The following is a 25,212-nucleotide window of genomic DNA, read 5'->3' as shown; positions in this document are numbered from 1 at the left end:
CTTGACTTATGAATACCTATATCATTGATTTATCCTTGCGACCCACCACGTTCGATTTGTGGCACGTCTGTCTGGCCGGCACCGTTGCCGTGCTGGCCTTGTTGTTGATCGTCGTGCTGATTTCGGTAGTGCTGGGCATGCGTCGTTGCAGACGCGCCGAACCCGTGTCGCAACCCGTGCCGGCAGCGCCGGTCGTCAAGCCCGAGCCGGAAATAAAAATCGTCGAGAAGATCGTCGAAGTCGAAAAAATCGTGCAGGCGCCGGCGCCGGAACCCGTAATCCTGAAAGAAGCCACTCCCGATGCAGCCTTGCAATTGTTGAGTCTGCTGCAAAAAGAAGCCCGCTTCATCGATTTCATCAAGGAAGACGTCAGCGTATTTTCCGATGCCGACATCGGCGCGGCGGCGCGCGTCGTGCATCAAGGCTGCAGTAAGGTGATCAAGGAACATTTCACCTTGGCACCGGTCAGCCAGGATCAAGAGGGCAGCCGGGTCACACTGAACAAAGGCTTTGATGCCGCCTCATTCCGTCTGACGGGCAACATCGTTGGCGAAGCGCCTTTTACCGGTACGCTGGTGCATAAAGGCTGGCAAGTGACCGACTTGCGTTTGCCGAAACTGACCGAAGGTCATAATGCCAGGATCATCGCCGCTGCCGAGGTGGAGCTATGAGTAACCCAGCGCGTTATTCGGTCGGCATCGATCTGGGCACCACACACTGCGTATTGTCCTATGTCGACTTGACGGCGGCCGACGATCAAGTCGTGTTGACGGTCATGGCCGTTCCGCAATTGACGAGTCCGGGTACGATAGAAGAAAAGGCCCAATTGCCGTCTTTTACCTATTTGGCTCACCCCGCCGAAATCGGCGAAGGCGAAACCAGCTTGCCCTGGACCGCGAAACCGGAGCATCTGGTCGGTGAGATTGCCCGCAATATGGGCAGCAAAACCCCGATCAGATTGGTCGCCAGCGCCAAGAGCTGGTTATGCCATGCCGGCGTCGATTGCAAGCAGGCCATTTTGCCGGCCGAGGCACCGGAAGACGTGCAGCGGATTTCGCCGTTCGCGGCGACCAAGGCTTATCTGCAGCATTTGCGCGATGCCTGGAACCATCAGTTTCCGGATTACCCTCTGCAACAACAGGATGTAACGATCACCGTGCCGGCCTCGTTCGATCCGGCGGCGCGTGAATTGACCGTGGAAGCGGCGCGCCATGTCGGTTTGGGGCAGGCGGTGCTGCTGGAAGAGCCGCAAGCGGCCTTGTATAGCTGGATAGAAAAAAGCGAGGGCGACTGGCGTAATCACGTCAAGGTCGGCGATGTGATCCTGGTCGTGGACGTCGGCGGCGGCACCACCGACCTGTCCTTGATAGCGGTGACGGAGCAGGACGGCAATCTGCAACTGACCCGGGTCGCGGTCGGCGATCATATCCTGCTGGGAGGCGATAACATGGATTTGGCCCTAGCCTACACGGTCAAAGCCAAACTGGAACAGGAAAGCCAGAAAAAACTGGAATCCTGGCAACTGCAGGCCTTGACCCATGGTTGCCGCGAAGCCAAGGAAAAATTGTTCAACCAGCCAGATCTTGTCAGCATGCCGTTGGTCGTGGCGTCTCGGGGTTCGTCGTTGATCGGTGGTACCTTGCGCACCGAATTGACCCGCGACGAATTGAACCAAATACTGGTCGAAGGCTTTTTGCCGCGAGTGGCGGCTGGCGACAAGCCAGTGGTCAGGCCGCGTAGCGGTTTGCGCTCGGCGGGTCTTCCTTACGCGCAGGACGCCGGGATCACCCGTCATCTGGCGGCGTTTTTATCCAGGCAAAAAGACGCTACCATGGAACTGGGGCATACGCCGGCGGAAAACGCCAGCTTTCTGCACCCCACCGCGGTGTTGTTCAACGGCGGTGTATTGAAAGCCGGGGTTCTGGCCGATCGATTGATGGCTATCTTGAACGGCTGGCTGCAGGGCGAGCAGGCCCCGGAGGCCCGTTTGCTGCAGGGTGCCGATCTGGATTTGGCCGTGGCGCGCGGCGCGGCTTATTACGGTTTCGTCCGTCAGGGCAAAGGTGTGCGCATCAAGGGCGGCACCGCCGCGTCTTATTATGTTGGCGTGGAAAGTGCGATGCCGGCCGTTCCGGGTTTGCCGCCGGAAATCGAAGCCTTGTGTATCGCGCCGTTTGGCATGGAAGAGGGTACCGAGCAAGAGCTGCCGAATGACGAATTTGGCTTGATCATCGGTGAACCCGTGCGTTTTCGGTTCTTCGGCTCGAAAACCCGCCGTGAAGACACGGTGGGGGCGCGGCTGGAAAGCTGGAACGCAGACGAGCTGGAAGAGTTGGACGAGATTGAAATCACGCTGCCGGAAGAAGGCGGCTCGGCGGGCGAGATAGTGCCGGTGCATTTGTCCTCGGCGGTGACCGAAGTCGGTACCTTGGAGCTGAGGGCTGTCTCCAATCGCGACGGCAAGCGCTGGAAAATCGAATTCGACGTGCGAGCCGGCGAGGAGTGATCGCGGTCAATCCACACGGTTGAATTGCCCGGAGTGAAAAAGCTTTAGCTTTTTTGCAACTCGAATCTGAGGGCTTCCAACAGGCTAGCGCGGCGGAAACGACAACAAAAAAGCCGGGTCGAACAAACCTCAACCCGGCTTTTTTAGGTCCGTGCGTTAGCTATCAACGGTAATAAGGATAGCTTTGCTGCGGGTAGTTTTGTTGCTGGTAAGGCTGCTGTTGCTGTGGATACTGATATTGTTGTTGCGGATATTGTTGCTGAGGGTAGCCCTGCTGCGGGTACTGCTGTTGTGGATAGCCTTGTTGTGGATACTGTTGTTGAGGGTAACCCTGTTGCGGATATTGCTGTTGCGGGTAGCCGCCTTGAGGCTGCTGATAGCCTTGCGGAGCTTGTTGCTGTTGCTGCTGTTGACTGGCGCCGGCATTTTGATTGGCAATGATGGACAATTCTACCCGGCGATTGACCGCGCGGTTGGCATCGCTAGTGTTGGGGACTTTAGGCTGGCTTTCCCCCATGCCTTGCTTTGAAATCCGTATCGGATTGACGCCGCGTTGAGCAAGATAATTGGCGACGCTGGTAGCTCGCGCTTCCGATAGACGTTGGTTATCGGCGTCCGAACCCACATCATCGGTATGACCGGCGACCATGATGGTTGAATCAGGGTAGTTGTTCAGTACTTGCGCCACGGAATTCAGAGCGTTTTGCGCTTCGAAGCTCAAATCGGACTTGGCAAAGGCGAAGGTCACGTTACTGGTGCTGGGCATGTTCAGCGTCAAGGTATTTTCCGCCGTGCGCTGTACCTGAATGCCGGTGCCTTGCAACGATTGTTGCATTTCTTCTTCTTGTTTATCCATGTAATAACCAACACCCGCACCGAGTGCAGCGCCGGCCAGCGCACCCCAACCCGCGTTTTGCAAGTCATTGCCGCCAAATAAAGTACCCGCGCCGGCACCCACGGCGGCGCCGATACCGGCTCCCTTGCCCAGGTTGCTGATGCTGGACTGGCCGGTGTAGGGATTGGTGGTACAACCCGCCAATAAAGCCACGCCGATGCCGGTTAACAATAATTTTTTGTTCATGTCGTTGTCCTGATTTTCAGTTAAAAAAGAAAAAATGAAGCCAGTCCTGCGGTATCCGACGCTGTCTTCGTATGTCTTGAAGTTGGGGGGATTTTTATCAAGCTTGCTTAACTTCTGCTTAATATTCGATTGTGTTAATGGGCTACCGAAACGCCACGATTTCAAAATTCCACGTTTACGGGAGGTTGTCGGCTGCCTGTTTCAAGAACATCGACAGCATTGCCGACCGCGAGTTCGCCAAGGCTGTCGTGCAGGGCATTTTGCCCGAAATATACCCGGTTTTCCCATTTGCGCAGTCTGCTCAGCATAAGCAGCGTTTCCTTGTCACTGATGGCCGTATCCGGATTTATGCCGGGTACCGAACAGCGCGAACAGGGTTTGGGCAGCCGGAATTCGATGTCGTTGACGCGAATTCTGCGCCAGCTGTCTTCGGCATAACGGTCGCAACCCGAAATCACCAAGTTCGGGCGAAAACGGTTCATGCCGATTGCGAACGGCATGGCTTCGTTCAGTGCTTGCAAAGAACTTTCAGCGGTAATCAAAAACGGAAATCCGTCGGCAAAAGCCGTTTGGTCATCGCGCTTTGCGTAACGTTGATCGACTTGGCGCGTGCTGCCGTCGGGGTGATAAACCAAACTGCATTTTGTATTTAGGAACTCGCTGAACCATTCATCCGCCTGTTTGGAAACGATTTTTGCGGCGCAGCGGTCGTGCCAGATAATGACTTCGATGTCATCGCCGCCATCGGGTTGCAATGCCAAACGCATGTCCTCCATGCCGGCAGCCGAGACAATCAGATGGTCTTGTTCGATACGGGTCTTGATCAATGCCATTTGAGGTAAGCGGCGTTGACTCATGAATTGGCCATCTTCATCAACCAGCATCCATTTGCGGTCATAACGTAAACCGTTTTTGTCCACCAGCCAGCTTTGGACTTGGATGCCTGCCAAGGATTTGATCGGGTAGAGAAAGATTTGACTGAGAATCGGCATTTGATGAGCGCCAGATTTAACCGAATTCCAAATCGGTTTGGGTATGGAGCAGATGTTCGGCGAGTTCGCCTTGATACAGGTCGAATTTCAAGCCATAACGCGGTGCCGAATGCACATGTGCGACGGACGCATTGATGGTGAAGCGTTTGCCATCGGCAAATTGTAAAAAGAACGTAATGCGGGATTTGAGTTTTAATTTGTTATCGCTTTGCACGGCGGCACCTTTGCTACTGATGTCGATTAAATTGACCCGGAACAGCTTCGGAAAAAACAGGCTGTGGGTTTTTATCATGGCTTTGATGTCATTGCGGCGATAGCGCACGGAAATGCGCTTGTTCAACAACAGGCTGTCAAGCTCTATGTCATGATTCAGGTCATCAAAATCATCAAAGTCGTTGTTATCAGGCATTTCGATCGGACCGAACCAGAGAAATGGGCTAAGTATTAACGCTTGGGTGGCAAATTTCAATAGCGGCTTTCAGGATTATTCGGGAAGCTGTCACAAGATTTATCCGTTAAAATTGGTTTTCCAAAAATTCTTGCAGACGACAATGACTAAAAAGTTTCCAGTCCTGTTAATGTTGGTTGGGCTCATGTGGCTGTGTACTGCCAATGCCGCCGATAAACAAATGATTAAAATTGCCTATCTTTCCCAGGAAAGGGCAGTGCCCGCGGCCCTGTCCAACCTGGACCCCTTCATTCAGAACAAAGGTCAGCTCGGCGCCGAATTGGCGATCAGCGATAACAACACTACCGGTCAATTTACTGGCCAGCATTATGAACTGAAAAAAGTCGTGGTGCCCATAGATGGCGATCTAATGCAGGCATTCAACCAACTGGGGGATGATATTGGTCTGGTCGTGTTGAATGTCAATGCCGCTCAAATCAATCAACTGGCCGATTTACCCGCCGCTCAACATAAATTGCTGTTCGACGCCGTAAGTCGCGATGACGAATTGCGCGGCACGAATTGCCGTCATCATGTCTTGCATCTATTGCCCAGCCGGGCGATGCGCGCCGATGCGCTGGCGCAATACATGCTGAAAAAACGCTGGCAAAAATGGTTTCTGGTGGTGGGGCCGACTGGCGAAGATCAATTGTTCGCCGCGGCGATCAAGCGTGCCGGCAAACGTTTCGGCATGAAAATCGTGGCGGAAAAAGCCTGGGACAATACTTACGATGCCCGCCGAACCGCTCAATCCGATGTGCCGGTATTTACTCAAGGCGAAGATTATGACGTATTGGTGGTGGCCGACGAACAAGGCCTGTTCGGCGAGTATCTGGATTACCGCACCTGGCTACCGCGTCCCGTGATCGGCACGCAAGGCTTGATCGCCACGGCCTGGCACCGGACCCATGAACAATGGGGCGCCGTGCAGCTGCAAAACCGTTTCAAGGAGCAGGCGGGGCGCTGGATGGAGGAAGAAGACTATGCTGCTTACCTGGCGGTACGGGCAATCGGCGAGGCCAGCGTTCGCGCCAAATCCAACCAAGTACAGGCGATCAAGGATTACATGCTATCCGATGCCTTTGCGTTGCAAGGTTACAAGGGCAAGCCCTTGTCGTTCCGTCCGTGGGACAATCAGCTGAGGCAGCCGATTTTACTGGCCGCTCCGCGCTCATTGGTCGGGGTGGCTCCACTGGATGGCTTTTTGCACCCGAAATCCGAACTCGATACCTTGGGTTACGATCAACCCGAAACCAACTGTAAATAAGGAATGACCATGCAGATATTCAAACCCACCGCGCTTGCGGCCGCCTTACTATGTGCCGGTTTTGCCGAAGCCGAAACCGTGTTTGTCACGCTGGAAAAAGACAACGCTATAGCCGTGGTCGATCCAGCGGAGGGAAAATTGCTCAAAACCGCGCCTGTCGGCCAGCGTCCACGCGGCATCGCGATCAGCCAGGACGGCAAGACGCTGTTTGTCGCCACCAGCGACGACGACACCATCAAGATCATCGATAGCGAAACGTTGAAGGAAACCGGCAAGTTGCCGTCCGGCGAAGACCCGGAAACCTTCGCCGTCAGCCCGGATGGCAAACTGATGTATGTGTCCAATGAAGACGACAGCGAAGTCACTGTGATCGACATCACCAGCAAGAAAGCCGTCGAAAAGATCAAGGTCGGTGTCGAGCCGGAAGGTATCGCGGTCAGCCCGGATAATCAATGGGCGATCAGCGCGTCGGAAACCACCAACATGCTGCACTGGATAGACACCAAGAGCCGCAAAATCGTCGAAAATACCCTGGTCGACCCGCGTCCGCGCGCCGTCAGCTTTACCGCCGACAGTCAACAGCTCTGGGCAACTTCGGAAATGGCCGGCACCGTGATGGTGCTGGATACCGCCAGCAAGCAAATCCTGCAAACCATCAAACTGCAGGTTCAAGGGGTAAATGACGAGCAGATTCAGCCGGTCGGCGTCGTGATCGATAAAGATCGCCGTTACGCTTATGTGGCGATGGGGCCGGCCAACCGGGTCGCGGTGATCAACGCGCAAACCTTGCAGGTTGAAAAATACCTGCTGGTCGGACAAAGGGTCTGGAATCTGGCGTTTTCGCCGGATCAAAAACGGCTCTATACCACCAACGGCGTCAGCAATGATATTTCGATCATCGATCTTGAGGAGCACAAGGTCACCAAATCGGTAGCCGTTGGGCGCTATCCCTGGGGCGTGGCGGTCAAGCCATGACGGATTTTGCGTTGGAAGTCCAAGGCTTGAGCTTTGCCTATGGCAGCAAAAAAGCCCTGGATAACGTCAATTTCACGGTCTCGACCGGCGAATGCACGATCTTGCTGGGGCCGAATGGCGCCGGCAAGAGTACACTGTTTTCGCTGATCACCAGACTTTACGACGCGAGGGAAGGGCGGATCGCCTTGTGCGGGTACGACGTCAAGAAACAAAGCCTGCAAGCGCTGGCTAAGCTGGGCGTGGTGTTCCAGCAGACCACGCTGGACCCGGATTTGTCGGTGACGCAAAACCTGCGTTACCACGCCGCCCTGCACGGCATCGGACGCAAAGCCGCCGACGCGCGCATTCAGGAAGAATTGGAAAGGCTGAATATGTTCGATCGGCGCGGAGAAAAGGTCAGGCAACTGAACGGTGGCCACAAACGGCGGGTGGAGATCGCCCGCGCTTTGTTGCACCATCCCAGCTTGTTGTTGCTGGATGAGCCAACCGTGGGTTTGGATCTGCCGAGCCGTCAAGCCATCGTTGCACACGTACATGAACTGGTCAAACAAGAACAACTGGCGGTGCTGTGGGCCACGCATTTGATCGATGAAATCGCCGCCGACGACAGCCTGATCGTGCTGCATCAGGGCCAGATCAAGGCCAAAGGAAAACTGGCCGAGGTATTGCAAGCCACGAATAGCGCCGATCCGGGCGAGGTATTCCACAAATTGACTCAAAACCCTCCAGGGCACAAAGGTCCAAAAGCATGAGAGTGTTACATTATTGGCGGGCGATGGCGGGCATCGTAGGCCGCGAACTGCTACGTTTCTTGCACCAGCGCGAACGCTTCGTTTCCGCGCTGGTTAGGCCGCTGGTGTGGTTGTTCGTGTTCGCGGCCGGTTTCCGCGCCGCGTTGGGCATCGCGATCAGTCCGCCGTATGAAACCTATATTCTCTACGAGGTGTACATCACGCCCGGCTTGATCGGCATGATCCAGTTGTTCAACGGCATGCAAAGCTCGCTATCCATGGTGTACGACCGCGAGATGGGCAGCATGCGCATGTTGATGGTTTGTCCGTTGCCGCGTTGGTTTTTGCTGTGCAGCAAATTGATCGCCGGCACCGCAGTCGGTGTATTGCAATCCTATGCCTTCTTGGGGATTGCCTGGTTGTATGACATTCAGGCGCCGTTGATGGGGTATGTCTGGATTCTGCCGGCCTTGGTGTTGGTAGGTATGATGCTGGGGGCCTTGGGCTTGTTGTTGTCATCGTTCATCAAGCAACTGGAAAACTTTGCCGGCGTGATGAATTTCGTGATTTTTCCGCTGTTTTTCATGTCCACGGCGCTTTATCCGCTATGGAAAATCAAGGAATCCAGCGAGATTTTGTACACGCTGGCGCAATACAACCCGTTCTCGCAAGCCGTCGAATTGATCCGCTTCGCGTTGTACGAGCAGTTCAACGCACAGGCCTTGATCTTTACCAGTGCCGCGTTTTTCGTGTTCATCGGCGCGGCCATCCTGGGGTACAACCCCTCCAAGGGCATGATGGTGCGCAAGGGTGGTGGAGGCTAAACTGTTCGTGCATTCGACGCCATTACCACCATCTTCCAAAACTGTTAGCGGGGGGGCAATGGCGTACAAAGCCTCAATGGTATTTCAGGACTTGAACGGATACAGCGGCGGGTTGAATTTAAAACCAAAATGCTGCGGATCTTCGCCAATCACGGCGGCGGAAAAAATCATGAAGACATAATCCCGGGTTTCCGTGGGTAATTCGTAGCGTTGCAGGAAAGTCCAGAAATTCCGCTCCTTGGGATTGTCCGGCATCTGCCTGATCAACTCCCTGACCCGGTTGTCGCCATAATTGTAACTTGCCATCACCAACAGACCGGAAGCTTGGGCTTCGGTGCCGTATATCTTGCGGATGTATTTGATGGCGGCTTGCGTCGCCAGGGTAAAATCGAAACGGCCGTCCTGCTCGTCGAATTCTCGCAGATTCGCTAACGGCCCCGGCGCAACGCCGAAATCCTGGGCAGTGCCGGCCAACAGCTGCCAAGCGCCCTTGGCGATACCGAAGCGGGTTTCCGGGCCGATCGCGCGGATATCGTAATTGCTTTCTTGCAATGGCAAATAAATAAAATACAGCGGCAGGCCGTATTTCTGCAGCGCAGCGACGACCGGCTGTAACAGATTGTTTTGTTCAACGGTGCGTATGCTATTTTGTAGTCGAGAAGTGCCTTGCCAATAACCGATGTATTTGCGGACTTCGCCCACGAAGTCCTCGGGCAGTTCCAATTCGCTTTCGCCCAAATCGCGCGCAACCTTGGCGATCAGTTGATTCTCATACTCCGTATCGGTTGGGAACCTCAGGCGCATGCTGTTGGCTTCTTCCACATATTGCCGATACTTGGCTTTCATCTGGGCCAGCCGCTCCCGTTCCAGACGCATGCGCTGTCTTTCCGCGGCAATTTGCTCTTGTTGCGTCTTTAATTGCTCCTGCGAAATGCGCAGTTTTTCCTGATTGATGGCTTTTAGGGTGTCTTCCAATACCGTCGCGCTTTCTTCGAGTTTGATGTCGGCCTGCGATAGATTCACCTCCAGGGTTTTGATGTCGTAAAACATATCCAACGCGAGCTTGCGAGTATTCTCCAGTGCAAAATGTTGATAGGTAGCCAGTCCCGCCACAACCAGACAAACGCCCAGCAAACTCCAGATGACTTTCTTATAGCTTTTTGCCTGTTTTACCCGGTCTTGGTGAATCACCCGTCGGGCCATCATGGTGTAGTCACCCATGTCCGGTGGAGCTTCCTCTGCCAACAAGCGTGCTTCGATGTCGTTCTGTGAAAGGGTACGGTGCACAGAGGGAAGAGGCTCTGTTGTGGAGGGTGCTGAAGTTTGTGGCGTGGGAACCAAGGTTGCATCGGTTTGCTGTTGCAGGACTCGAAGATAAAAACCGCCGACACCGATACCGATCAACACCGGCAAATGCAAGGGTTCCCGGTCGGCTATCAAGCGACCATCAATATAGGCGCCGTTGGTGCTGTTGAGGTTATACACCCACCAGGCGCCGGCTTCGGCTTTGATTATTAGATGATGCCGGCTGACTACCTCATGTGAAATCACAATCGCGTTATCCTGGCCTCGACCGACGCTAATCGGTGCCGATAGCGAAAAATGCCCGATTTGATTGCCCTGAGCATCCAATAAATCGATCTGCAGTGCTTCATGGATTGGACGCAGTAAGGTCGTGCGGTCGTCGTCGATACCGGCATTCAAGACGGTAGCTGGTCTGATTCGGGTTTTGTCGTCATCCATCGTCGGATACGGAGCTCATGAAATGGGCTTGATTGTATGCCTAGACCGGCTAGAAGACAAAGAGGCTTTGAATGTGTGCCAGCGATACCGGAGACCTCAATAAATTAGTTCGCATAATGTGACGAGAATATGTATAAAAGCCCTGTTGGAAAATGACTTCCCAACAGGGCTTTTTTATATATTCTGCATTATGCGAAGTTTCCCTTTTCGAAGCCTGCCAGCTGTCCGGGAGAGTCCACGTACTATAACCAGTGGACTCTTGGTCCAAAGTTTCAGGAAAGTCTTTTTTTATCAGTTACATGGTTTTTCTCTAATATATCTCTATTTTCCCAATCCACTCAGTTAAATCCGTTAGACTATTTGTCTTTTCCTAATGTTTTTAATTCTTCAACATTCACTTCTTCCAGGCCTCTCTTAATCACATAGGCTAGTACTTCTGTTTCTTTGATTGGTTTTTGGGTTGCTATAACAGTTTTTACTGTTAAGTCCTGAATTTTTCTCCATGTTTTGTCGTCGATGTGTTTGCTTGGCATGTCTTTGTTCTCGTGTTCTTTAGTTCTCATATTCTGCATTCTGTTTACTTTTTTCTTGACTTCTAATTTCTAAGAATGTAAAAAAAGCCTCGTTTCTAAGTTCTAAGAATCATTGAGGCCAACCGATGAACACTACCGATCACCAAGACACTCCCGAACAACCTCAAGCTGTTACGGATTTCCTTAATCAAATCTCGAATTTTGAAATCGAGCGTAAAGCGGTTTTATCTGTTGGCGTTCCATCGTTGAAACGCTTGTCTATCATCGCTAAACGTGACACCGGCCAAGCCGCCACGGTTCGCTTGTTTTTACTGGGGTTGTATAACGGCCATCGCTTCCCGTTCGACCTGACCAGATTGCGCGGTTTGGATTCCGATTTATTCACTGCTTGTATCGATGTCTTGACTATGGACGCGCGTGCTACGGTGCAAGAGATTCATCTTTATTTTGACAATGGTTCTGAACTGTTCGAAGCCTGGGCTAAAGAGGTTTCAAAATGAACATTCCCCAAAAAACCATTAAAGAAACCTTGGATTTCATTGTTGAAAACTGTTTTCGCTCTTTGTGTGAAGAAAAGTTACAACCCATTCCTTTTCGTCAATCCATTTGTGATCTTCACATTTCCCGCCTGGATGGCATTCGCTTGTTGTTTATCGATTTCCCTAAACTGCAATCGCTTGTCGATAAATCCATTCAGGAAATTCAATTTTTTAGAGCTGGTATAGCGGACGTTGGCCGCTCTCCTGTCCAGTCCGCCGAATCAGTAGGGCAGGAGAGCAACCTATGAACGAATGCCTATCTGCTATTGATATTGCTGTTCAGGGTTCCTATCTGGCCGGTATTTTTATCGGTTTAGTCATTGCCTTTGTGGTTGGTCGAGTGACCGGCTATTTCTTGCCATTTTTGGAACTCTATCTGCATGACCAACGCTTAAAGCGTGGTTTGGTTTGTCACTGTGACGAATGCGAAGAACGTCCTCGTTCTGGTATCGATAACTGATTTTTAGTCATGATCGACATGCTTGTCCTTCGTTTGTGGTTGGTCGAGTGACCGGCTATTTCTTGCCATTTTTGGAACTCTATCTGCATGACCAACGCTTAAAGCGTGGTTTGGTTTGTCACTGTGACGAATGCGAAGAACGTCCTCGTTCTGGTATCGATAACTGATTTTTAGTCATGATCGACATGCTTGTCCTTCGTTGCCCATTCCGCCAAGTGTTTGAATCCGGATTGACCGAAAACGGCTTGCCTGTGTTGCATGAAGTGCAAAAAACCCGTATCAGCCTTTCTGATTTGAAAATTCCGCTGGAATCCTCCCTTGATGCTCATGGCGAAGAAATCGCCTTGACGCATCGCTGGGAGTCCATCCCTTCCAGTCTTTCGACTATGGCCTTCAAGGTTTTCGACTTCCGCGACAGTTTCAAGAAAAACGCCGATGTTCAAGACTTTTTCATCGAGATCAAAGCCAGCCCGGCCAAACTCATCCAAGGTCATAACCTGTTCGGTTCTGACAATATTTGGTACTGCGCTGAAAAGATGATTCATTTGTTGATCGATACTTATCCGCATCTCATCGAGTATTTAGAGCAAAAGCATTGGTCGGTTGAACAGGTCGATATTACCTATCACTCTTGGTGCAAGACGGAAAACGAAGCCTTGCAATTCGTCAACGCCTTGCAGAATGTCAGTAATGGCCAAACCCGCGCCCGTACCGGTTATGCCGGCACCGCCTATTTCGGCAAGTCCAACAGCCGTATCAAGAAAATCAAGGTTTACGTCAAGCTCCTGGAAGTCATGAACCAATTAGCCAAGCTCAAAAAGCGTGGCGACAAGGTCTCCGAGCATTACACCGATGCTTTGCTCGATTGGGCTAAAGGCATGGTGCGATGGGAAGTCAGCTTGAAAACCCGTTGGTTCGAGCGGCGACAGATCGATAACAACTTATTTTCGTTGTCCAGGGTTTTCAACGCCGAAAAATATTGGAAAGAAGCCACACAAGACCTATTCAAAGCGTTAGAGGGTAAACAGATGAGAATCATTAGAGATGAAGAGATAGAGAAAGCATTAAAAGCCAAATTTCCCACCGTAAACGCTCGTTCCGGCAAGATCACTTACGGTAAAGCCATGTCCGCGTATCGTGTTTTTCGATCTATTAAAGCCGATGGATGGATTGAAGCAAGGCGTACCGCTACATCTGAAAACGTTTTCTGGGGTGCTATTGAAATGCTCCACGAAGTTGGTCTTTCGCGCGCCGTCCTGCAAAACCTGAAAGGCGATGGCCTGCAATGTGAAGTCATCCCCTTTATCCGTTATGTCGAAATCAATTTCGGCGAACAGTTCCCGCCGTTTTACAAAGCGGCCTAACCACCACTCCCGTTGAGGAAAAACCATGCATATTGAAATCGAGACAGAAGACCTTTTAGCCGATCAGTTGGTTAGCCGCAAAGATGGCACCGTCTATTACACGCTGGAACAACCGGCTTTGATGTTTACCGACCAAAGCCGTTATCCCTTGCAGTTCAAAATTCGTCATGCCTTCACCCAGAACCGGGAAGAGCGCGACAAGATAGGCCCGATTGCCAAGGGCAAATATCTGTTGGGCGATAACGCTTTTCAGGTTGGCCGCTTCGGCTCGCTCGAACTCGCCGAAATCAACATTAAGCATTTGCGGGTTGTCGTGCCCAAGGCGGCAACCAATGCAAGTGCCTGAATTCGATTCTGATGGTTATTCATTGATCGTCAGGCCCGATCCGGTGTTATTCACGCCATGCACACCGACCCAAAAAAAGCGTGGTTTTTATCAATCCCAATTAGGAGTTTTACTTATGAAACTGAATAAAAAAATTGCCGCTGGTACCGCCTTGGTTTCCGCGTCTATCGGTTCGGCTTTTGCTGCTGTGCCTGCCGATGTTTCAACCGCCTTGGAAGATGCTAAAACCGATGCGTCTACTGTGGCCGGCTTGTTCCTGATCGCCATTATCGCGATTGCTGCCTTCAAACTCATGCAACGTGGCGCAAGCTAATCTTGCTGATGGGCGGGGGTAAAACCCCGCCTTTTTTTTTGGAGTTTTTTATGATTCAAGAAGCTATTACCGATCAATTAACCGGCATGGTGCCGGATTTGATCGCCGTTGCGGCTGCTTTTTTGGTCGGCATAATTATCATGCGCTCATTTAAACAAATGGCCTATGCCGCCGAGTTCGATAAACAATATAAAATCGCTGCCGGCAATGCTCATAAAGCCGGTGATAAAGCCTTTTTTAATATCGATGGCAAAGCCTGGAAGCAAGAATACATTGCTAATCGTTCGGGTGGTGTTAAACGTCAAATTCAGCAAAAAAGGCAACGCGCGGCTTTTAATTATTCTCGTCCTGGTTCATCGGCCTTTAATGCTCCCGCAAAAACACAAAAACCTAATACTAATCAAAAGCCTAAAACCAATAATATTGTTCGTGAATTAAAGAGTTTTAAGCAAATCAAATCAAAATACGGTGTTTCACATAAACAGCTATCCCGTTTTCAACAGCACCAGAAAAATTCAGATGAATACTTTAAGAATTTTGAATCGAATTTTCAAAAGAACAATCCTCAAATTAAATCGCGTTTATCGTTAAGAACTGGAAAATTCAAAAACTATTAATATGCCTAGTTTATTTGAAGGATATTGTTATTCAACAACCCAGGAGGCCGCCGATGCTGATTTGTCGCGCGGTCTTATTGCGGTTGATACGGGTCTATTGGGTGGCGTAGCCGTTACCAATATCAGCGGCACGACTGCCGATCTGACTTTCAATTATCAACCCTTTGCGGGTGGATTGCCCGTGATTGTTTCCATTACTCGCGCTTATCCGTCCTGTTCGTCGGTCGGTTATCACCATAACTATTCTGGCTTGACGCTATCCGATGTGGTTGAGGTGTCTTGGATGGTGGTCTTGGTTTGGGCGTCCGCCTGGGCTATTAAAAGCATGCGGGCTAGGGGGTAAATAATGACGCCTGATTTTTACCTGAATCCGTGACTCCACATATTGCCAGACCTTTTATTCGTCATACTCTTCCAAAATTCGCTGAATTTAAAAGTGTGGTCCGGGCAATCGAGTTTAACGGCTAGAAATGCAGCGTATTATCTGGAATATTTTCCCTGCATGATTCAATTTGATGGACTTTAGGCGCAGGATTCCCAAGCCACTGTGAATTTGCGGCGTTGTGCTATCGATGGCAGAGCGATCAGTCGCTAGCCGGCGGCGAGTTTGGCGTAGGTGGATTCAAAAGCGATGAAACCGGGACAGCTCTGTGAAAAGCGCAGCTTCAGCCGGTGCCCGCTACGGATGAGTCGCGCGGCCAGATACATCAGTTCCTGGATCACGGTTTTGATACGCCGCCGCTTGGCAGGATGCCTGACCGGGCTTTGTTCGCCCAGCAAGCCGATCAGGCCTATCCAGCGCAGGATGTTGTAGCTATAGGCGCTGAGGCTCATGATCAGGTCGTTGGTGGCAAACTTGCCGGATGGCAGGCGCTCGATATCCAGATCGGTCTTGAATTCGCTGTGGAATTGTTCAGCGGTGGCATGGTCGCGATAGAGGGCAATAACCATGGCATCGTCGTAATCGGCCACCGGCAGACTGGTCCACCAGCCTTCGATTTCGATATCCGGTAGCACGAGGGCTTGGCCTTGAGCCGTGATGGTGCGCTCGGTGATTTGCATGACCCTGCGACAGGTATAGGTTTTACCGTTGCGAGTGTGTTGCTCCATGACACTGAACAAGGCCACGCGTTTGCCTTCGCGCGGTGTGGTCCACTGGCCGTGTTGTTCGGCGTAGGCCAGCCAGGCGTCGGCATCTTGTTTACGCGGGTTCCATTTGATGATGAAATCGACCTGATCGGCTTCGTGTAAGTCGATGCGATTGTCGAGCGCGTCGTGACCGCCATCCAGCCGGACCAACAAAGGCAAAGTCGTCAAACGTTTCGCGGCGGCGAGTCCGCGCTCCAGCGCATAGCGGAATTCGTATTGGCAATGCTGCTTGCCTTCGCGCAGTTCATTACCAATACACCAGCCCTCTTTACCCAGATAGAGGGCAATCGGGGCGTAGCCGTCAAAACCTTTGTAGGTTCGGGAGACGCCTTCTTTGCAGGTTTTTTCGTTGTTCATGGGGTAAACATCGATATCCAACGCGACATGGCCTGTGGCTAACGGCGTTACCGGCACCTGGGCGTGAGCCAGAAAATCGAGGTTGCTTTGATAAATGATCGGTAATAAGGCGTCGGCGTGTTCATCCAGTCGCTGTCTGAGGCGGGCGCTGGAGGGTACTTGATGAATGGCGAGCGCGGCTTTGAAATAGTCGTCGTCGCGATGGTTTTCGATGGCTTCGAAGTCGCTTTTGCCCAGGCTAAGGGTGCCTATATAGCTTTTGATAATATCGGCGTGAGCAATACCGTGCCGTAGCGGAATACCTTTTTCCAGCGCCTGATTGAGCTGGCCATATTGATTCAAACATAAACCGACCAAGGCTAATCCAGAATGGCTGGTATAAAATTCAGTTTCAGATTGCTCCAGGATAAACCGCTTCATGAATCACTCGCCGGGTGAATGGAAGAATAGCGGTATTATCCCAGAATAAGCGTTTTAAATCATTGCGTTGCGGCCGTGGATGGCCTTTTAAGTCACGGATTCAGGTTTTATTTAATTGCGGTTTATATGGCTATTACGGGTGCGGCATGGATCATATTCGGCTTACATTAATTTATATTTTTATTTTAATTATTCCTGTTTCTTCTTTTGCGTCGGGTCTTTTTCCCAATGGCTCCGGTGTTTATGTTCTCAACAATAAAGATGCAAATGTCTCTTATAGTGATGTTCTAAAACCTAAGCCCTCTGTTTATAACTCTGCTACGGGTGGCGCAAAAGGTTTGGCCTCTTTTGATTTATCCGTTGCCGGAAAAAAGGTGGCGGCTACGGTTTCTAAGGCTGTGCCCACTCAAGCTATTATTCAAGCTGCTGCCGGTTGTATGCTTAATAAACTCGCCTGTGCTGCTGCTGTTGCTGCTGTTATAGATATAAGTTATGTCTATAATGAAATTCTTGAAAAAGTTACAACGCCTGACCCTACTCAGCCACAAACTACAACAACGCCTCTTGGTCAATATTGCGTAGCGCAAAATATTGCTTCTGGCCCTTTTTATTGTGATGGTTCGTTTAACTCTGCCTTCAAAAAAGTTTTTCCAAACTTAAGCCTTTCTTCATCGGCCTGGTCTTCTCGTAATACAGCCTCTCAAAAAGATTATTATTCACTCTATTCTAGTGGAAACCTTATTGGTTACATGGGAATAATATCGTATTCTACTATGTGTCCTGCGGGGTCTAATTGGGACAAAACACAGGCGATATGCGCTATTGCCCCAACCTGCACAGCGCCGTCAACATACGATAGCGTTACCGGAATGTGTGTTGGATCGGTCATCAATGAGCCTGCAAACCGTCAAACTCTCGAGGCTGATATTGCCGAAACATTAAACGGGCCAAATAAAGAGCAAAAAATCCCGTCTTTGCTTGATGAATTGATTGGACAAGGATTTCCGCCGACTACTGACGAAGAGCCCAAAGCAGAATCTGCTGATCCTTCCACTGTCACGGCTCCGCCTACAACTGAGACTCGCTCATATTTTGATCAGGCAACCAGCCACCCAATGACGGCGGTGACTACAACAACCGATACCTATTCAATCGCACCAACCGCTGCCGGTGATGCTTTCGACGTGTCTAAAACTTCTGCCCAAACTCAAGCTATAACGGATGGCGTTACAGGTGTTACCACAACCTCAACCTCGGCTATTGCCTACGGTAGCGACACATCAACAAAACCTGTCGAATCCGAACAGTTGACCGATTGTGATAAATACCCTGATGCCGTTGGTTGTTTGAAACTTGGCACCATTCAATCTCCTGAAACCTTGACTACTACCCCGGTTAACGCTTCTTTCACTTCGACAAGCTGGGGATCTGGCAGCTGCCCCGCCGACGTTGCTGTAGCAGGTCACTTTCTCTCGGGTGCGGTTTTTAGTTACGCGCCGGTTTGTCAGTTTCTATCGTCATTAGCACCGGTCTTGATTGCCGTGGGTTGGCTTATGGCTGGCTGGTTTGTTTTAGGTGGGGTACGTGATTGATGAATACCATTGCAGCTTTTTTGCTATCTATTACCGGCACTTTGGCCGCTCGTGTCCTGGTATCCCTTGGCTTTGGCTTGATTTCTTATGCGGCTTTGACTGCCTTTGCTTCGTCTGTTATTGCCCAGGCTCAAGCCAAGTTCGCCTTGATCGATCCAACTATCTTGCAATTGCTGAATTTGGGCGGGGTAGGGCAGTTCTTGGGCATTTTGGCTGCGGGTTTGACTACCCGCGCCGCCATGATGGCTATTAAAAAATTGAGGCCTTTATGATTACGTTGATTACTGGCACTCCTGGTGCCGGCAAAACCGCTTGGACCGTTCAGGAACTTACTCGCTTGCCTTCTCAGCGCAAAATTTATGTGCATGGTATCCCTGATCTTAAAGTGGCCCATGAACCTGTTTTTTGTACGTCAGAACTTTGTGAGCATTGCCGCTCTTTCGATCTAGAGCAAATGCAGAATGAGGGCAAAGTTATTTACCTGGTCGAAGATTGGCCTTATTGGGCCACCGATGGCAGTTTAATTGTTCTTGACGAAGTGCAGCGGGTTTGGCGTCCAACCAACTCCGCGTCAGCCTTGCCTGAAGAAATTGCCGCGCTTGAAACGCATCGGCATAAAGGTCTTGATTTTTGGCTGATCAGTCAAGGCCCCCATCTCTTTCATTCTAATGTGCGTTTGCTGGTAGGTCGTCATATTCATCTGGTCGCCAATTGGCGTGGTCGCACGGAATACGAATTCCCCGAATGCCGGCAAAATGTGACTTCTCGTGGTGATGCGGTCATCAGGCCTTATAAGCTCCCCAAGCAAATCTTTAAACTTTACAAGTCCGCATCACTGCACACCAAGCTCAATAAGCGCAAGCCTTTGAGCTTTTATGTGTTGTGTTTTTGCGCCTTGGTATTGGCCATTATTGGCTATCGGATTTATCACCGGATCAATGAATTTTCAAACCCTAATCAGGCTATCCAGCCGGCGTCTACCGACAATCCGTCCGCGGTGGGCGTGACACCCGCGACAGCGACGGCAGGAGCGGGCGCGGGGGGCGCGTCCGCCGTACAACCGATGATCAAGACGCCGGACTTTACGCCGGCCGTTCCTAATCATCCTGAAACGGCTCCTGCTTATGCCGAGTTGCTCAAGGTGACCGCCGTTCCGGTTTTAGCGGGTTGCATTGCCACTAAAACCTCGTGCAAATGCTACACACAACAAGCCACGCCTTACCCTGTCACTTGGGAGCAATGTCACGAACACATGATGAATTTGCATTTCAATCCTTATGTCGGCTTGCAATCATCCCCGCATTCGGCTGACATGCCGGCAAAAACATTACCGGTTTCCCAAGTAGCCGAGGTTAAGCCTGTACAGCCTTAATTAACGTAACGTTACCTTAATTACCGTAGACCTTCGGGAGGATCGCCGAGCTTTAGCACGGCGATCCGCGGGCCTCGCATCCTTTCCGCCGCATACATTCCACCCTAAAAACCCTTTTGAGAGTGATCGTGTTCGCGCCTTAACGGGCTAGCAGCCCGTCCTTGCTGTAGCGCCTGACGGATTGGCTACACCGCTTGCGTTTTCGCGCAAAATAGCCCGCTCGTAGTTATTTCGTGCCATTTCCCTAGCCGGGCGTAAACAGTGAGGCGGAAGCCGAACAGGACTTTTTAGCGCGAGCTTTTGGAGACTTACTGCTTCATCGATGCGCGTTTACGCGCGTCGCGATATCTACCTTGAAAACGCTTCAAAGGCCTGACCAGGTCAGATTTCGCCGGCGCCGGCTACTTCGCATAATGTGACGAGAATATGTATAAAAGCCCTGTTGGAAAATGACTTCCCAACAGGGCTTTTTTATATATTCTGCATTATGCGAAGTTTCCCTTTTCGAAGCCTGCCAGCTGTCCGGGAGAGTCCACGTACTATAACCAGTGGACTCTTGGTCCAAAGTTTCAGGAAAGTCTTTTTTTATCAGTTACATGGTTTTTCTCTAATATATCTCTATTTTCCCAATCCACTCAGTTAAATCCGTTAGACTATTTGTCTTTTCCTAATGTTTTTAATTCTTCAACATTCACTTCTTCCAGGCCTCTCTTAATCACATAGGCTAGTACTTCTGTTTCTTTGATTGGTTTTTGGGTTGCTATAACAGTTTTTACTGTTAAGTCCTGAATTTTTCTCCATGTTTTGTCGTCGATGTGTTTGCTTGGCATGTCTTTGTTCTCGTGTTCTTTAGTTCTCATATTCTGCATTCTGTTTACTTTTTTCTTGACTTCTAATTTCTAAGAATGTAAAAAAAGCCTCGTTTCTAAGTTCTAAGAATCATTGAGGCCAACCGATGAACACTACCGATCACCAAGACACTCCCGAACAACCTCAAGCTGTTACGGATTTCCTTAATCAAATCTCGAATTTTGAAATCGAGCGTAAAGCGGTTTTATCTGTTGGCGTTCCATCGTTGAAACGCTTGTCTATCATCGCTAAACGTGACACCGGCCAAGCCGCCACGGTTCGCTTGTTTTTACTGGGGTTGTATAACGGCCATCGCTTCCCGTTCGACCTGACCAGATTGCGCGGTTTGGATTCCGATTTATTCACTGCTTGTATCGATGTCTTGACTATGGACGCGCGTGCTACGGTGCAAGAGATTCATCTTTATTTTGACAATGGTTCTGAACTGTTCGAAGCCTGGGCTAAAGAGGTTTCAAAATGAACATTCCCCAAAAAACCATTAAAGAAACCTTGGATTTCATTGTTGAAAACTGTTTTCGCTCTTTGTGTGAAGAAAAGTTACAACCCATTCCTTTTCGTCAATCCATTTGTGATCTTCACATTTCCCGCCTGGATGGCATTCGCTTGTTGTTTATCGATTTCCCTAAACTGCAATCGCTTGTCGATAAATCCATTCAGGAAATTCAATTTTTTAGAGCTGGTATAGCGGACGTTGGCCGCTCTCCTGTCCAGTCCGCCGAATCAGTAGGGCAGGAGAGCAACCTATGAACGAATGCCTATCTGCTATTGATATTGCTGTTCAGGGTTCCTATCTGGCCGGTATTTTTATCGGTTTAGTCATTGCCTTTGTGGTTGGTCGAGTGACCGGCTATTTCTTGCCATTTTTGGAACTCTATCTGCATGACCAACGCTTAAAGCGTGGTTTGGTTTGTCACTGTGACGAATGCGAAGAACGTCCTCGTTCTGGTATCGATAACTGATTTTTAGTCATGATCGACATGCTTGTCCTTCGTTTGTGGTTGGTCGAGTGACCGGCTATTTCTTGCCATTTTTGGAACTCTATCTGCATGACCAACGCTTAAAGCGTGGTTTGGTTTGTCACTGTGACGAATGCGAAGAACGTCCTCGTTCTGGTATCGATAACTGATTTTTAGTCATGATCGACATGCTTGTCCTTCGTTGCCCATTCCGCCAAGTGTTTGAATCCGGATTGACCGAAAACGGCTTGCCTGTGTTGCATGAAGTGCAAAAAACCCGTATCAGCCTTTCTGATTTGAAAATTCCGCTGGAATCCTCCCTTGATGCTCATGGCGAAGAAATCGCCTTGACGCATCGCTGGGAGTCCATCCCTTCCAGTCTTTCGACTATGGCCTTCAAGGTTTTCGACTTCCGCGACAGTTTCAAGAAAAACGCCGATGTTCAAGACTTTTTCATCGAGATCAAAGCCAGCCCGGCCAAACTCATCCAAGGTCATAACCTGTTCGGTTCTGACAATATTTGGTACTGCGCTGAAAAGATGATTCATTTGTTGATCGATACTTATCCGCATCTCATCGAGTATTTAGAGCAAAAGCATTGGTCGGTTGAACAGGTCGATATTACCTATCACTCTTGGTGCAAGACGGAAAACGAAGCCTTGCAATTCGTCAACGCCTTGCAGAATGTCAGTAATGGCCAAACCCGCGCCCGTACCGGTTATGCCGGCACCGCCTATTTCGGCAAGTCCAACAGCCGTATCAAGAAAATCAAGGTTTACGTCAAGCTCCTGGAAGTCATGAACCAATTAGCCAAGCTCAAAAAGCGTGGCGACAAGGTCTCCGAGCATTACACCGATGCTTTGCTCGATTGGGCTAAAGGCATGGTGCGATGGGAAGTCAGCTTGAAAACCCGTTGGTTCGAGCGGCGACAGATCGATAACAACTTATTTTCGTTGTCCAGGGTTTTCAACGCCGAAAAATATTGGAAAGAAGCCACACAAGACCTATTCAAAGCGTTAGAGGGTAAACAGATGAGAATCATTAGAGATGAAGAGATAGAGAAAGCATTAAAAGCCAAATTTCCCACCGTAAACGCTCGTTCCGGCAAGATCACTTACGGTAAAGCCATGTCCGCGTATCGTGTTTTTCGATCTATTAAAGCCGATGGATGGATTGAAGCAAGGCGTACCGCTACATCTGAAAACGTTTTCTGGGGTGCTATTGAAATGCTCCACGAAGTTGGTCTTTCGCGCGCCGTCCTGCAAAACCTGAAAGGCGATGGCCTGCAATGTGAAGTCATCCCCTTTATCCGTTATGTCGAAATCAATTTCGGCGAACAGTTCCCGCCGTTTTACAAAGCGGCCTAACCACCACTCCCGTTGAGGAAAAACCATGCATATTGAAATCGAGACAGAAGACCTTTTAGCCGATCAGTTGGTTAGCCGCAAAGATGGCACCGTCTATTACACGCTGGAACAACCGGCTTTGATGTTTACCGACCAAAGCCGTTATCCCTTGCAGTTCAAAATTCGTCATGCCTTCACCCAGAACCGGGAAGAGCGCGACAAGATAGGCCCGATTGCCAAGGGCAAATATCTGTTGGGCGATAACGCTTTTCAGGTTGGCCGCTTCGGCTCGCTCGAACTCGCCGAAATCAACATTAAGCATTTGCGGGTTGTCGTGCCCAAGGCGGCAACCAATGCAAGTGCCTGAATTCGATTCTGATGGTTATTCATTGATCGTCAGGCCCGATCCGGTGTTATTCACGCCATGCACACCGACCCAAAAAAAGCGTGGTTTTTATCAATCCCAATTAGGAGTTTTACTTATGAAACTGAATAAAAAAATTGCCGCTGGTACCGCCTTGGTTTCCGCGTCTATCGGTTCGGCTTTTGCTGCTGTGCCTGCCGATGTTTCAACCGCCTTGGAAGATGCTAAAACCGATGCGTCTACTGTGGCCGGCTTGTTCCTGATCGCCATTATCGCGATTGCTGCCTTCAAACTCATGCAACGTGGCGCAAGCTAATCTTGCTGATGGGCGGGGGTAAAACCCCGCCTTTTTTTTTGGAGTTTTTTATGATTCAAGAAGCTATTACCGATCAATTAACCGGCATGGTGCCGGATTTGATCGCCGTTGCGGCTGCTTTTTTGGCCGGCATAATTATCATGCGCTCATTTAAACCTGAATCCGTGACTCCACATATTGCCAGACCTTTTATTCGTCATACTCTTCCAAAATTCGCTGAATTTAAAAGTGTGGTCCGGGCAATCGAGTTTAACGGCTAGAAATGCAGCGTATTATCTGGAATATTTTCCCTGCATGATTCAATTTGATGGACTTTAGGCGCAGGATTCCCAAGCCACTGTGAATTTGCGGCGTTGTGCTATCGATGGCAGAGCGATCAGTCGCTAGCCGGCGGCGAGTTTGGCGTAGGTGGATTCAAAAGCGATGAAACCGGGACAGCTCTGTGAAAAGCGCAGCTTCAGCCGGTGCCCGCTACGGATGAGTCGCGCGGCCAGATACATCAGTTCCTGGATCACGGTTTTGATACGCCGCCGCTTGGCAGGATGCCTGACCGGGCTTTGTTCGCCCAGCAAGCCGATCAGGCCTATCCAGCGCAGGATGTTGTAGCTATAGGCGCTGAGGCTCATGATCAGGTCGTTGGTGGCAAACTTGCCGGATGGCAGGCGCTCGATATCCAGATCGGTCTTGAATTCGCTGTGGAATTGTTCAGCGGTGGCATGGTCGCGATAGAGGGCAATAACCATGGCATCGTCGTAATCGGCCACCGGCAGACTGGTCCACCAGCCTTCGATTTCGATATCCGGTAGCACGAGGGCTTGGCCTTGAGCCGTGATGGTGCGCTCGGTGATTTGCATGACCCGGCGACAGGTATAGGTTTTACCGTTGCGAGTGTGTTGCTCCATGACACTGAACAAGGCCACGCGTTTGCCTTCGCGCGGTGTGGTCCACTGGCCGTGTTGTTCGGCGTAGGCCAGCCAGGCGTCGGCATCTTGTTTACGCGGGTTCCATTTGATGATGAAATCGACCTGATCGGCTTCGTGTAAGTCGATGCGATTGTCGAGCGCGTCGTGACCGCCATCCAGCCGGACCAACAAAGGCAAAGTCGTCAAACGTTTCGCGGCGGCGAGTCCGCGCTCCAGCGCATAGCGGAATTCGTATTGGCAATGCTGCTTGCCTTCGCGCAGTTCATTACCAATACACCAGCCCTCTTTACCCAGATAGAGGGCAATCGGGGCGTAGCCGTCAAAACCTTTGTAGGTTCGGGAGACGCCTTCTTTGCAGGTTTTTTCGTTGTTCATGGGGTAAACATCGATATCCAACGCGACATGGCCTGTGGCTAACGGCGTTACCGGCACCTGGGCGTGAGCCAGAAAATCGAGGTTGCTTTGATAAATGATCGGTAATAAGGCGTCGGCGTGTTCATCCAGTCGCTGTCTGAGGCGGGCGCTGGAGGGTACTTGATGAATGGCGAGCGCGGCTTTGAAATAGTCGTCGTCGCGATGGTTTTCGATGGCTTCGAAGTCGCTTTTGCCCAGGCTAAGGGTGCCTATATAGCTTTTGATAATATCGGCGTGAGCAATACCGTGCCGTAGCGGAATACCTTTTTCCAGCGCCTGATTGAGCTGGCCATATTGATTCAAACATAAACCGACCAAGGCTAATCCAGAATGGCTGGTATAAAATTCAGTTTCAGATTGCTCCAGGATAAACCGCTTCATGAATCACTCGCCG

32 protein-coding genes are annotated in these 25,212 nt (G+C 50.5%); 24 read left to right on the top strand and 8 right to left on the bottom strand.

Features of this window, described 5'->3' with window-relative positions; translation table 11 throughout:
- Positions 1–8 precede the first annotated feature (8 nt).
- Both NM686_RS11395 and NM686_RS11390 read left to right on the top strand, forming a co-directional pair.
- Complete coding sequence (locus NM686_RS11395) at positions 9–671, top strand: DUF2760 domain-containing protein (RefSeq protein WP_255187984.1); 663 nt, start codon at positions 9–11, stop codon at positions 669–671.
- Positions 668–2,506: an Hsp70 family protein gene (locus tag NM686_RS11390; protein WP_255187983.1), complete on the top strand. Its 1,839-nt coding sequence runs from the start codon at positions 668–670 to the stop codon at positions 2,504–2,506. Before NM686_RS11395 ends, NM686_RS11390 begins: the two co-directional genes overlap by 4 nt.
- A 163-nt stretch (positions 2,507–2,669) precedes the next feature.
- Here NM686_RS11390 and NM686_RS11385 read toward each other — a convergent pair whose 3' ends face one another.
- From NM686_RS11385 to NM686_RS11375, 3 genes are all read right to left on the bottom strand, one after another.
- On the bottom strand, positions 2,670–3,587 hold the full coding sequence (locus tag NM686_RS11385; protein WP_255187982.1) for an OmpA family protein: 918 nt from the start codon (positions 3,585–3,587) through the stop codon (positions 2,670–2,672).
- Positions 3,588–3,748: 161 nt separating this feature from the next.
- Positions 3,749–4,579 carry an MOSC domain-containing protein gene (locus NM686_RS11380; RefSeq protein WP_255187981.1) on the bottom strand — a complete coding sequence of 277 codons (831 nt, stop codon included), beginning with the start codon at positions 4,577–4,579 and terminating at the stop codon, positions 3,749–3,751.
- 16 nt (positions 4,580–4,595) lie between these two features.
- The gene (locus NM686_RS11375) at positions 4,596–4,988 is read right to left on the bottom strand and encodes a PilZ domain-containing protein (RefSeq protein WP_255187980.1); all 393 of its coding nucleotides are present in this window, start codon (positions 4,986–4,988) and stop codon (positions 4,596–4,598) included.
- Positions 4,989–5,157: 169 nt separating this feature from the next.
- Here NM686_RS11375 and NM686_RS11370 point away from each other — a divergent pair, with 169 nt between their 5' ends.
- Genes NM686_RS11370 through NM686_RS11355 form a run of 4 tightly spaced genes read left to right on the top strand, consistent with a single transcriptional unit; the run spans position 5,158 to position 8,824 of the window.
- Positions 5,158–6,294: an ABC transporter substrate-binding protein gene (locus tag NM686_RS11370; protein WP_269022960.1), complete on the top strand. Its 1,137-nt coding sequence runs from the start codon at positions 5,158–5,160 to the stop codon at positions 6,292–6,294.
- 9 nt (positions 6,295–6,303) lie between these two features.
- Complete coding sequence (locus tag NM686_RS11365; RefSeq protein ID WP_269021742.1) at positions 6,304–7,269, top strand: PQQ-dependent catabolism-associated beta-propeller protein; 966 nt, start codon at positions 6,304–6,306, stop codon at positions 7,267–7,269.
- Entirely contained in the window at positions 7,266–8,021 is a 756-nt protein-coding gene (locus NM686_RS11360) for an ABC transporter ATP-binding protein (protein ID WP_255187977.1), read from the top strand. The genes NM686_RS11365 and NM686_RS11360 overlap by 4 nt, the downstream gene beginning before the upstream one ends.
- Positions 8,018–8,824: an ABC transporter permease gene (locus NM686_RS11355; RefSeq protein ID WP_255187976.1), complete on the top strand. Its 807-nt coding sequence runs from the start codon at positions 8,018–8,020 to the stop codon at positions 8,822–8,824. Before NM686_RS11360 ends, NM686_RS11355 begins: the two co-directional genes overlap by 4 nt.
- 84 nt (positions 8,825–8,908) lie before the next feature.
- Here NM686_RS11355 and NM686_RS11350 read toward each other — a convergent pair whose 3' ends face one another.
- Together NM686_RS11350 and NM686_RS11345 are read right to left on the bottom strand one after the other, a co-directional pair.
- Complete coding sequence (locus tag NM686_RS11350) at positions 8,909–10,567, bottom strand: FHA domain-containing protein (RefSeq protein WP_255187975.1); 1,659 nt, start codon at positions 10,565–10,567, stop codon at positions 8,909–8,911.
- Between the two features lie 356 nt (positions 10,568–10,923).
- Positions 10,924–11,130, bottom strand: coding sequence for a hypothetical protein (locus NM686_RS11345; RefSeq protein ID WP_255187969.1), 207 nt, complete (start codon positions 11,128–11,130; stop codon positions 10,924–10,926).
- A 95-nt stretch (positions 11,131–11,225) separates the two neighbouring features.
- Between NM686_RS11345 and NM686_RS11340 the strand changes: the two genes are divergently transcribed.
- The 8 genes from NM686_RS11340 to NM686_RS11305 all read left to right on the top strand — a co-directional run bounded on the left by NM686_RS11340 (position 11,226) and on the right by NM686_RS11305 (position 15,082).
- Positions 11,226–11,600: a DUF7673 family protein gene (locus NM686_RS11340; protein ID WP_255187968.1), complete on the top strand. Its 375-nt coding sequence runs from the start codon at positions 11,226–11,228 to the stop codon at positions 11,598–11,600.
- Entirely contained in the window at positions 11,597–11,887 is a 291-nt protein-coding gene (locus NM686_RS11335) for a hypothetical protein (protein WP_255187967.1), read from the top strand. The genes NM686_RS11340 and NM686_RS11335 overlap by 4 nt, the downstream gene beginning before the upstream one ends.
- The gene (locus NM686_RS11330; RefSeq protein ID WP_255187966.1) at positions 11,884–12,099 is read left to right on the top strand and encodes a hypothetical protein; all 216 of its coding nucleotides are present in this window, start codon (positions 11,884–11,886) and stop codon (positions 12,097–12,099) included. The genes NM686_RS11335 and NM686_RS11330 overlap by 4 nt, the downstream gene beginning before the upstream one ends.
- A gap of 176 nt (positions 12,100–12,275) precedes the next feature.
- Positions 12,276–13,463, top strand: coding sequence for a phage/plasmid replication protein, II/X family (locus NM686_RS11325; protein ID WP_269021740.1), 1,188 nt, complete (start codon positions 12,276–12,278; stop codon positions 13,461–13,463).
- A 25-nt stretch (positions 13,464–13,488) separates the two neighbouring features.
- Complete coding sequence (locus NM686_RS11320; RefSeq protein ID WP_255187964.1) at positions 13,489–13,809, top strand: G5P family DNA-binding protein; 321 nt, start codon at positions 13,489–13,491, stop codon at positions 13,807–13,809.
- Positions 13,796–14,122 carry a major capsid protein gene (locus tag NM686_RS11315; RefSeq protein WP_255187963.1) on the top strand — a complete coding sequence of 109 codons (327 nt, stop codon included), beginning with the start codon at positions 13,796–13,798 and terminating at the stop codon, positions 14,120–14,122. The genes NM686_RS11320 and NM686_RS11315 overlap by 14 nt, the downstream gene beginning before the upstream one ends.
- 50 nt (positions 14,123–14,172) lie before the next feature.
- Positions 14,173–14,739, top strand: a complete 567-nt coding sequence (locus NM686_RS11310) for a hypothetical protein (RefSeq protein ID WP_255187973.1) — start codon at positions 14,173–14,175, stop codon at positions 14,737–14,739.
- Position 14,740: 1 nt separating this feature from the next.
- Positions 14,741–15,082, top strand: coding sequence for a hypothetical protein (locus NM686_RS11305; protein ID WP_255187972.1), 342 nt, complete (start codon positions 14,741–14,743; stop codon positions 15,080–15,082).
- A gap of 248 nt (positions 15,083–15,330) precedes the next feature.
- On the opposite strand, the gene NM686_RS11300 is transcribed toward NM686_RS11305, so the two are convergent.
- A complete protein-coding gene (locus NM686_RS11300; RefSeq protein WP_255188233.1) occupies positions 15,331–16,665 on the bottom strand; it encodes an IS1380 family transposase in 1,335 nt (444 codons plus the stop codon).
- A 146-nt stretch (positions 16,666–16,811) separates the two neighbouring features.
- Here NM686_RS11300 and NM686_RS11295 point away from each other — a divergent pair, with 146 nt between their 5' ends.
- The 3 genes from NM686_RS11295 to NM686_RS11285 are packed head-to-tail and all read left to right on the top strand — an operon-like array spanning position 16,812 to position 19,629.
- Positions 16,812–18,257, top strand: a complete 1,446-nt coding sequence (locus NM686_RS11295; protein ID WP_269021741.1) for a virulence factor TspB C-terminal domain-related protein — start codon at positions 16,812–16,814, stop codon at positions 18,255–18,257.
- A complete protein-coding gene (locus NM686_RS11290; protein ID WP_255187960.1) occupies positions 18,257–18,529 on the top strand; it encodes a DUF2523 domain-containing protein in 273 nt (90 codons plus the stop codon). The genes NM686_RS11295 and NM686_RS11290 overlap by 1 nt, the downstream gene beginning before the upstream one ends.
- Entirely contained in the window at positions 18,526–19,629 is a 1,104-nt protein-coding gene (locus NM686_RS11285) for a zonular occludens toxin domain-containing protein (RefSeq protein ID WP_255187970.1), read from the top strand. Before NM686_RS11290 ends, NM686_RS11285 begins: the two co-directional genes overlap by 4 nt.
- A gap of 653 nt (positions 19,630–20,282) precedes the next feature.
- Here NM686_RS11285 and NM686_RS11280 read toward each other — a convergent pair.
- On the bottom strand, positions 20,283–20,489 hold the full coding sequence (locus NM686_RS11280) for a hypothetical protein (RefSeq protein WP_255187969.1): 207 nt from the start codon (positions 20,487–20,489) through the stop codon (positions 20,283–20,285).
- Between the two features lie 95 nt (positions 20,490–20,584).
- Here NM686_RS11280 and NM686_RS11275 point away from each other — a divergent pair, with 95 nt between their 5' ends.
- From NM686_RS11275 to NM686_RS11245, 7 genes are all read left to right on the top strand, one after another.
- A complete protein-coding gene (locus NM686_RS11275; RefSeq protein ID WP_255187968.1) occupies positions 20,585–20,959 on the top strand; it encodes a DUF7673 family protein in 375 nt (124 codons plus the stop codon).
- Positions 20,956–21,246 (top strand): hypothetical protein, encoded by a 291-nt coding sequence (locus NM686_RS11270; RefSeq protein WP_255187967.1) that lies wholly within the window; start codon positions 20,956–20,958, stop codon positions 21,244–21,246. The genes NM686_RS11275 and NM686_RS11270 overlap by 4 nt, the downstream gene beginning before the upstream one ends.
- Positions 21,243–21,458: a hypothetical protein gene (locus tag NM686_RS11265; RefSeq protein WP_255187966.1), complete on the top strand. Its 216-nt coding sequence runs from the start codon at positions 21,243–21,245 to the stop codon at positions 21,456–21,458. The genes NM686_RS11270 and NM686_RS11265 overlap by 4 nt, the downstream gene beginning before the upstream one ends.
- A 176-nt stretch (positions 21,459–21,634) precedes the next feature.
- A complete protein-coding gene (locus NM686_RS11260) occupies positions 21,635–22,822 on the top strand; it encodes a phage/plasmid replication protein, II/X family (RefSeq protein ID WP_269021740.1) in 1,188 nt (395 codons plus the stop codon).
- A 25-nt stretch (positions 22,823–22,847) separates the two neighbouring features.
- Positions 22,848–23,168 carry a G5P family DNA-binding protein gene (locus NM686_RS11255; protein WP_255187964.1) on the top strand — a complete coding sequence of 107 codons (321 nt, stop codon included), beginning with the start codon at positions 22,848–22,850 and terminating at the stop codon, positions 23,166–23,168.
- The gene (locus NM686_RS11250; RefSeq protein WP_255187963.1) at positions 23,155–23,481 is read left to right on the top strand and encodes a major capsid protein; all 327 of its coding nucleotides are present in this window, start codon (positions 23,155–23,157) and stop codon (positions 23,479–23,481) included. The genes NM686_RS11255 and NM686_RS11250 overlap by 14 nt, the downstream gene beginning before the upstream one ends.
- Before the next feature lie 50 nt (positions 23,482–23,531).
- Complete coding sequence (locus tag NM686_RS11245) at positions 23,532–23,741, top strand: hypothetical protein (RefSeq protein ID WP_255187962.1); 210 nt, start codon at positions 23,532–23,534, stop codon at positions 23,739–23,741.
- 123 nt (positions 23,742–23,864) lie between these two features.
- Here the strand turns inward: NM686_RS11245 and NM686_RS11240 are convergent, their stop codons facing one another.
- Entirely contained in the window at positions 23,865–25,199 is a 1,335-nt protein-coding gene (locus NM686_RS11240) for an IS1380 family transposase (protein ID WP_255188233.1), read from the bottom strand.
- Positions 25,200–25,212 lie beyond the last annotated feature (13 nt).

Source organism: Methylomonas rapida, from assembly GCF_024360925.2.
Classification (GTDB): domain Bacteria; phylum Pseudomonadota; class Gammaproteobacteria; order Methylococcales; family Methylomonadaceae; genus Methylomonas; species Methylomonas rapida.
Note: the sequence above shows the minus strand (reverse complement) of the source record. Positions and strands in the feature narration are given on the sequence as shown.

Excerpts from the sequence above, each read along its gene's own strand:
- NM686_RS11315 (WP_255187963.1), top strand. The coding sequence starts at position 13,796 with ATGCAAGTGCCTGAATTCGATTCTGATGGTTATTCATTGATCGTCAGG.
- NM686_RS11240 (WP_255188233.1), bottom strand. The coding sequence starts at position 25,199 with ATGAAGCGGTTTATCCTGGAGCAATCTGAAACTGAATTTTATACCAGC.
- NM686_RS11370 (WP_269022960.1), top strand. The coding sequence starts at position 5,158 with ATGTTGGTTGGGCTCATGTGGCTGTGTACTGCCAATGCCGCCGATAAA.
- NM686_RS11390 (WP_255187983.1), top strand. The coding sequence starts at position 668 with ATGAGTAACCCAGCGCGTTATTCGGTCGGCATCGATCTGGGCACCACA.
- NM686_RS11350 (WP_255187975.1), bottom strand. The coding sequence starts at position 10,567 with ATGGATGACGACAAAACCCGAATCAGACCAGCTACCGTCTTGAATGCC.
- NM686_RS11275 (WP_255187968.1), top strand. The coding sequence starts at position 20,585 with ATGAACACTACCGATCACCAAGACACTCCCGAACAACCTCAAGCTGTT.
- NM686_RS11320 (WP_255187964.1), top strand. The coding sequence starts at position 13,489 with ATGCATATTGAAATCGAGACAGAAGACCTTTTAGCCGATCAGTTGGTT.
- NM686_RS11335 (WP_255187967.1), top strand. The coding sequence starts at position 11,597 with ATGAACATTCCCCAAAAAACCATTAAAGAAACCTTGGATTTCATTGTT.
- NM686_RS11270 (WP_255187967.1), top strand. The coding sequence starts at position 20,956 with ATGAACATTCCCCAAAAAACCATTAAAGAAACCTTGGATTTCATTGTT.
- NM686_RS11260 (WP_269021740.1), top strand. The coding sequence starts at position 21,635 with ATGATCGACATGCTTGTCCTTCGTTGCCCATTCCGCCAAGTGTTTGAA.
- NM686_RS11265 (WP_255187966.1), top strand. The coding sequence starts at position 21,243 with ATGAACGAATGCCTATCTGCTATTGATATTGCTGTTCAGGGTTCCTAT.
- NM686_RS11360 (WP_255187977.1), top strand. The coding sequence starts at position 7,266 with ATGACGGATTTTGCGTTGGAAGTCCAAGGCTTGAGCTTTGCCTATGGC.
- NM686_RS11285 (WP_255187970.1), top strand. The coding sequence starts at position 18,526 with ATGATTACGTTGATTACTGGCACTCCTGGTGCCGGCAAAACCGCTTGG.
- NM686_RS11395 (WP_255187984.1), top strand. The coding sequence starts at position 9 with ATGAATACCTATATCATTGATTTATCCTTGCGACCCACCACGTTCGAT.
- NM686_RS11325 (WP_269021740.1), top strand. The coding sequence starts at position 12,276 with ATGATCGACATGCTTGTCCTTCGTTGCCCATTCCGCCAAGTGTTTGAA.
- NM686_RS11310 (WP_255187973.1), top strand. The coding sequence starts at position 14,173 with ATGATTCAAGAAGCTATTACCGATCAATTAACCGGCATGGTGCCGGAT.
- NM686_RS11290 (WP_255187960.1), top strand. The coding sequence starts at position 18,257 with ATGAATACCATTGCAGCTTTTTTGCTATCTATTACCGGCACTTTGGCC.
- NM686_RS11305 (WP_255187972.1), top strand. The coding sequence starts at position 14,741 with ATGCCTAGTTTATTTGAAGGATATTGTTATTCAACAACCCAGGAGGCC.
- NM686_RS11330 (WP_255187966.1), top strand. The coding sequence starts at position 11,884 with ATGAACGAATGCCTATCTGCTATTGATATTGCTGTTCAGGGTTCCTAT.
- NM686_RS11300 (WP_255188233.1), bottom strand. The coding sequence starts at position 16,665 with ATGAAGCGGTTTATCCTGGAGCAATCTGAAACTGAATTTTATACCAGC.
- NM686_RS11375 (WP_255187980.1), bottom strand. The coding sequence starts at position 4,988 with ATGCCTGATAACAACGACTTTGATGATTTTGATGACCTGAATCATGAC.
- NM686_RS11380 (WP_255187981.1), bottom strand. The coding sequence starts at position 4,579 with ATGCCGATTCTCAGTCAAATCTTTCTCTACCCGATCAAATCCTTGGCA.
- NM686_RS11280 (WP_255187969.1), bottom strand. The coding sequence starts at position 20,489 with ATGAGAACTAAAGAACACGAGAACAAAGACATGCCAAGCAAACACATC.
- NM686_RS11340 (WP_255187968.1), top strand. The coding sequence starts at position 11,226 with ATGAACACTACCGATCACCAAGACACTCCCGAACAACCTCAAGCTGTT.
- NM686_RS11255 (WP_255187964.1), top strand. The coding sequence starts at position 22,848 with ATGCATATTGAAATCGAGACAGAAGACCTTTTAGCCGATCAGTTGGTT.
- NM686_RS11250 (WP_255187963.1), top strand. The coding sequence starts at position 23,155 with ATGCAAGTGCCTGAATTCGATTCTGATGGTTATTCATTGATCGTCAGG.
- NM686_RS11295 (WP_269021741.1), top strand. The coding sequence starts at position 16,812 with ATGGATCATATTCGGCTTACATTAATTTATATTTTTATTTTAATTATT.
- NM686_RS11245 (WP_255187962.1), top strand. The coding sequence starts at position 23,532 with ATGATTCAAGAAGCTATTACCGATCAATTAACCGGCATGGTGCCGGAT.
- NM686_RS11385 (WP_255187982.1), bottom strand. The coding sequence starts at position 3,587 with ATGAACAAAAAATTATTGTTAACCGGCATCGGCGTGGCTTTATTGGCG.
- NM686_RS11345 (WP_255187969.1), bottom strand. The coding sequence starts at position 11,130 with ATGAGAACTAAAGAACACGAGAACAAAGACATGCCAAGCAAACACATC.
- NM686_RS11355 (WP_255187976.1), top strand. The coding sequence starts at position 8,018 with ATGAGAGTGTTACATTATTGGCGGGCGATGGCGGGCATCGTAGGCCGC.
- NM686_RS11365 (WP_269021742.1), top strand. The coding sequence starts at position 6,304 with ATGCAGATATTCAAACCCACCGCGCTTGCGGCCGCCTTACTATGTGCC.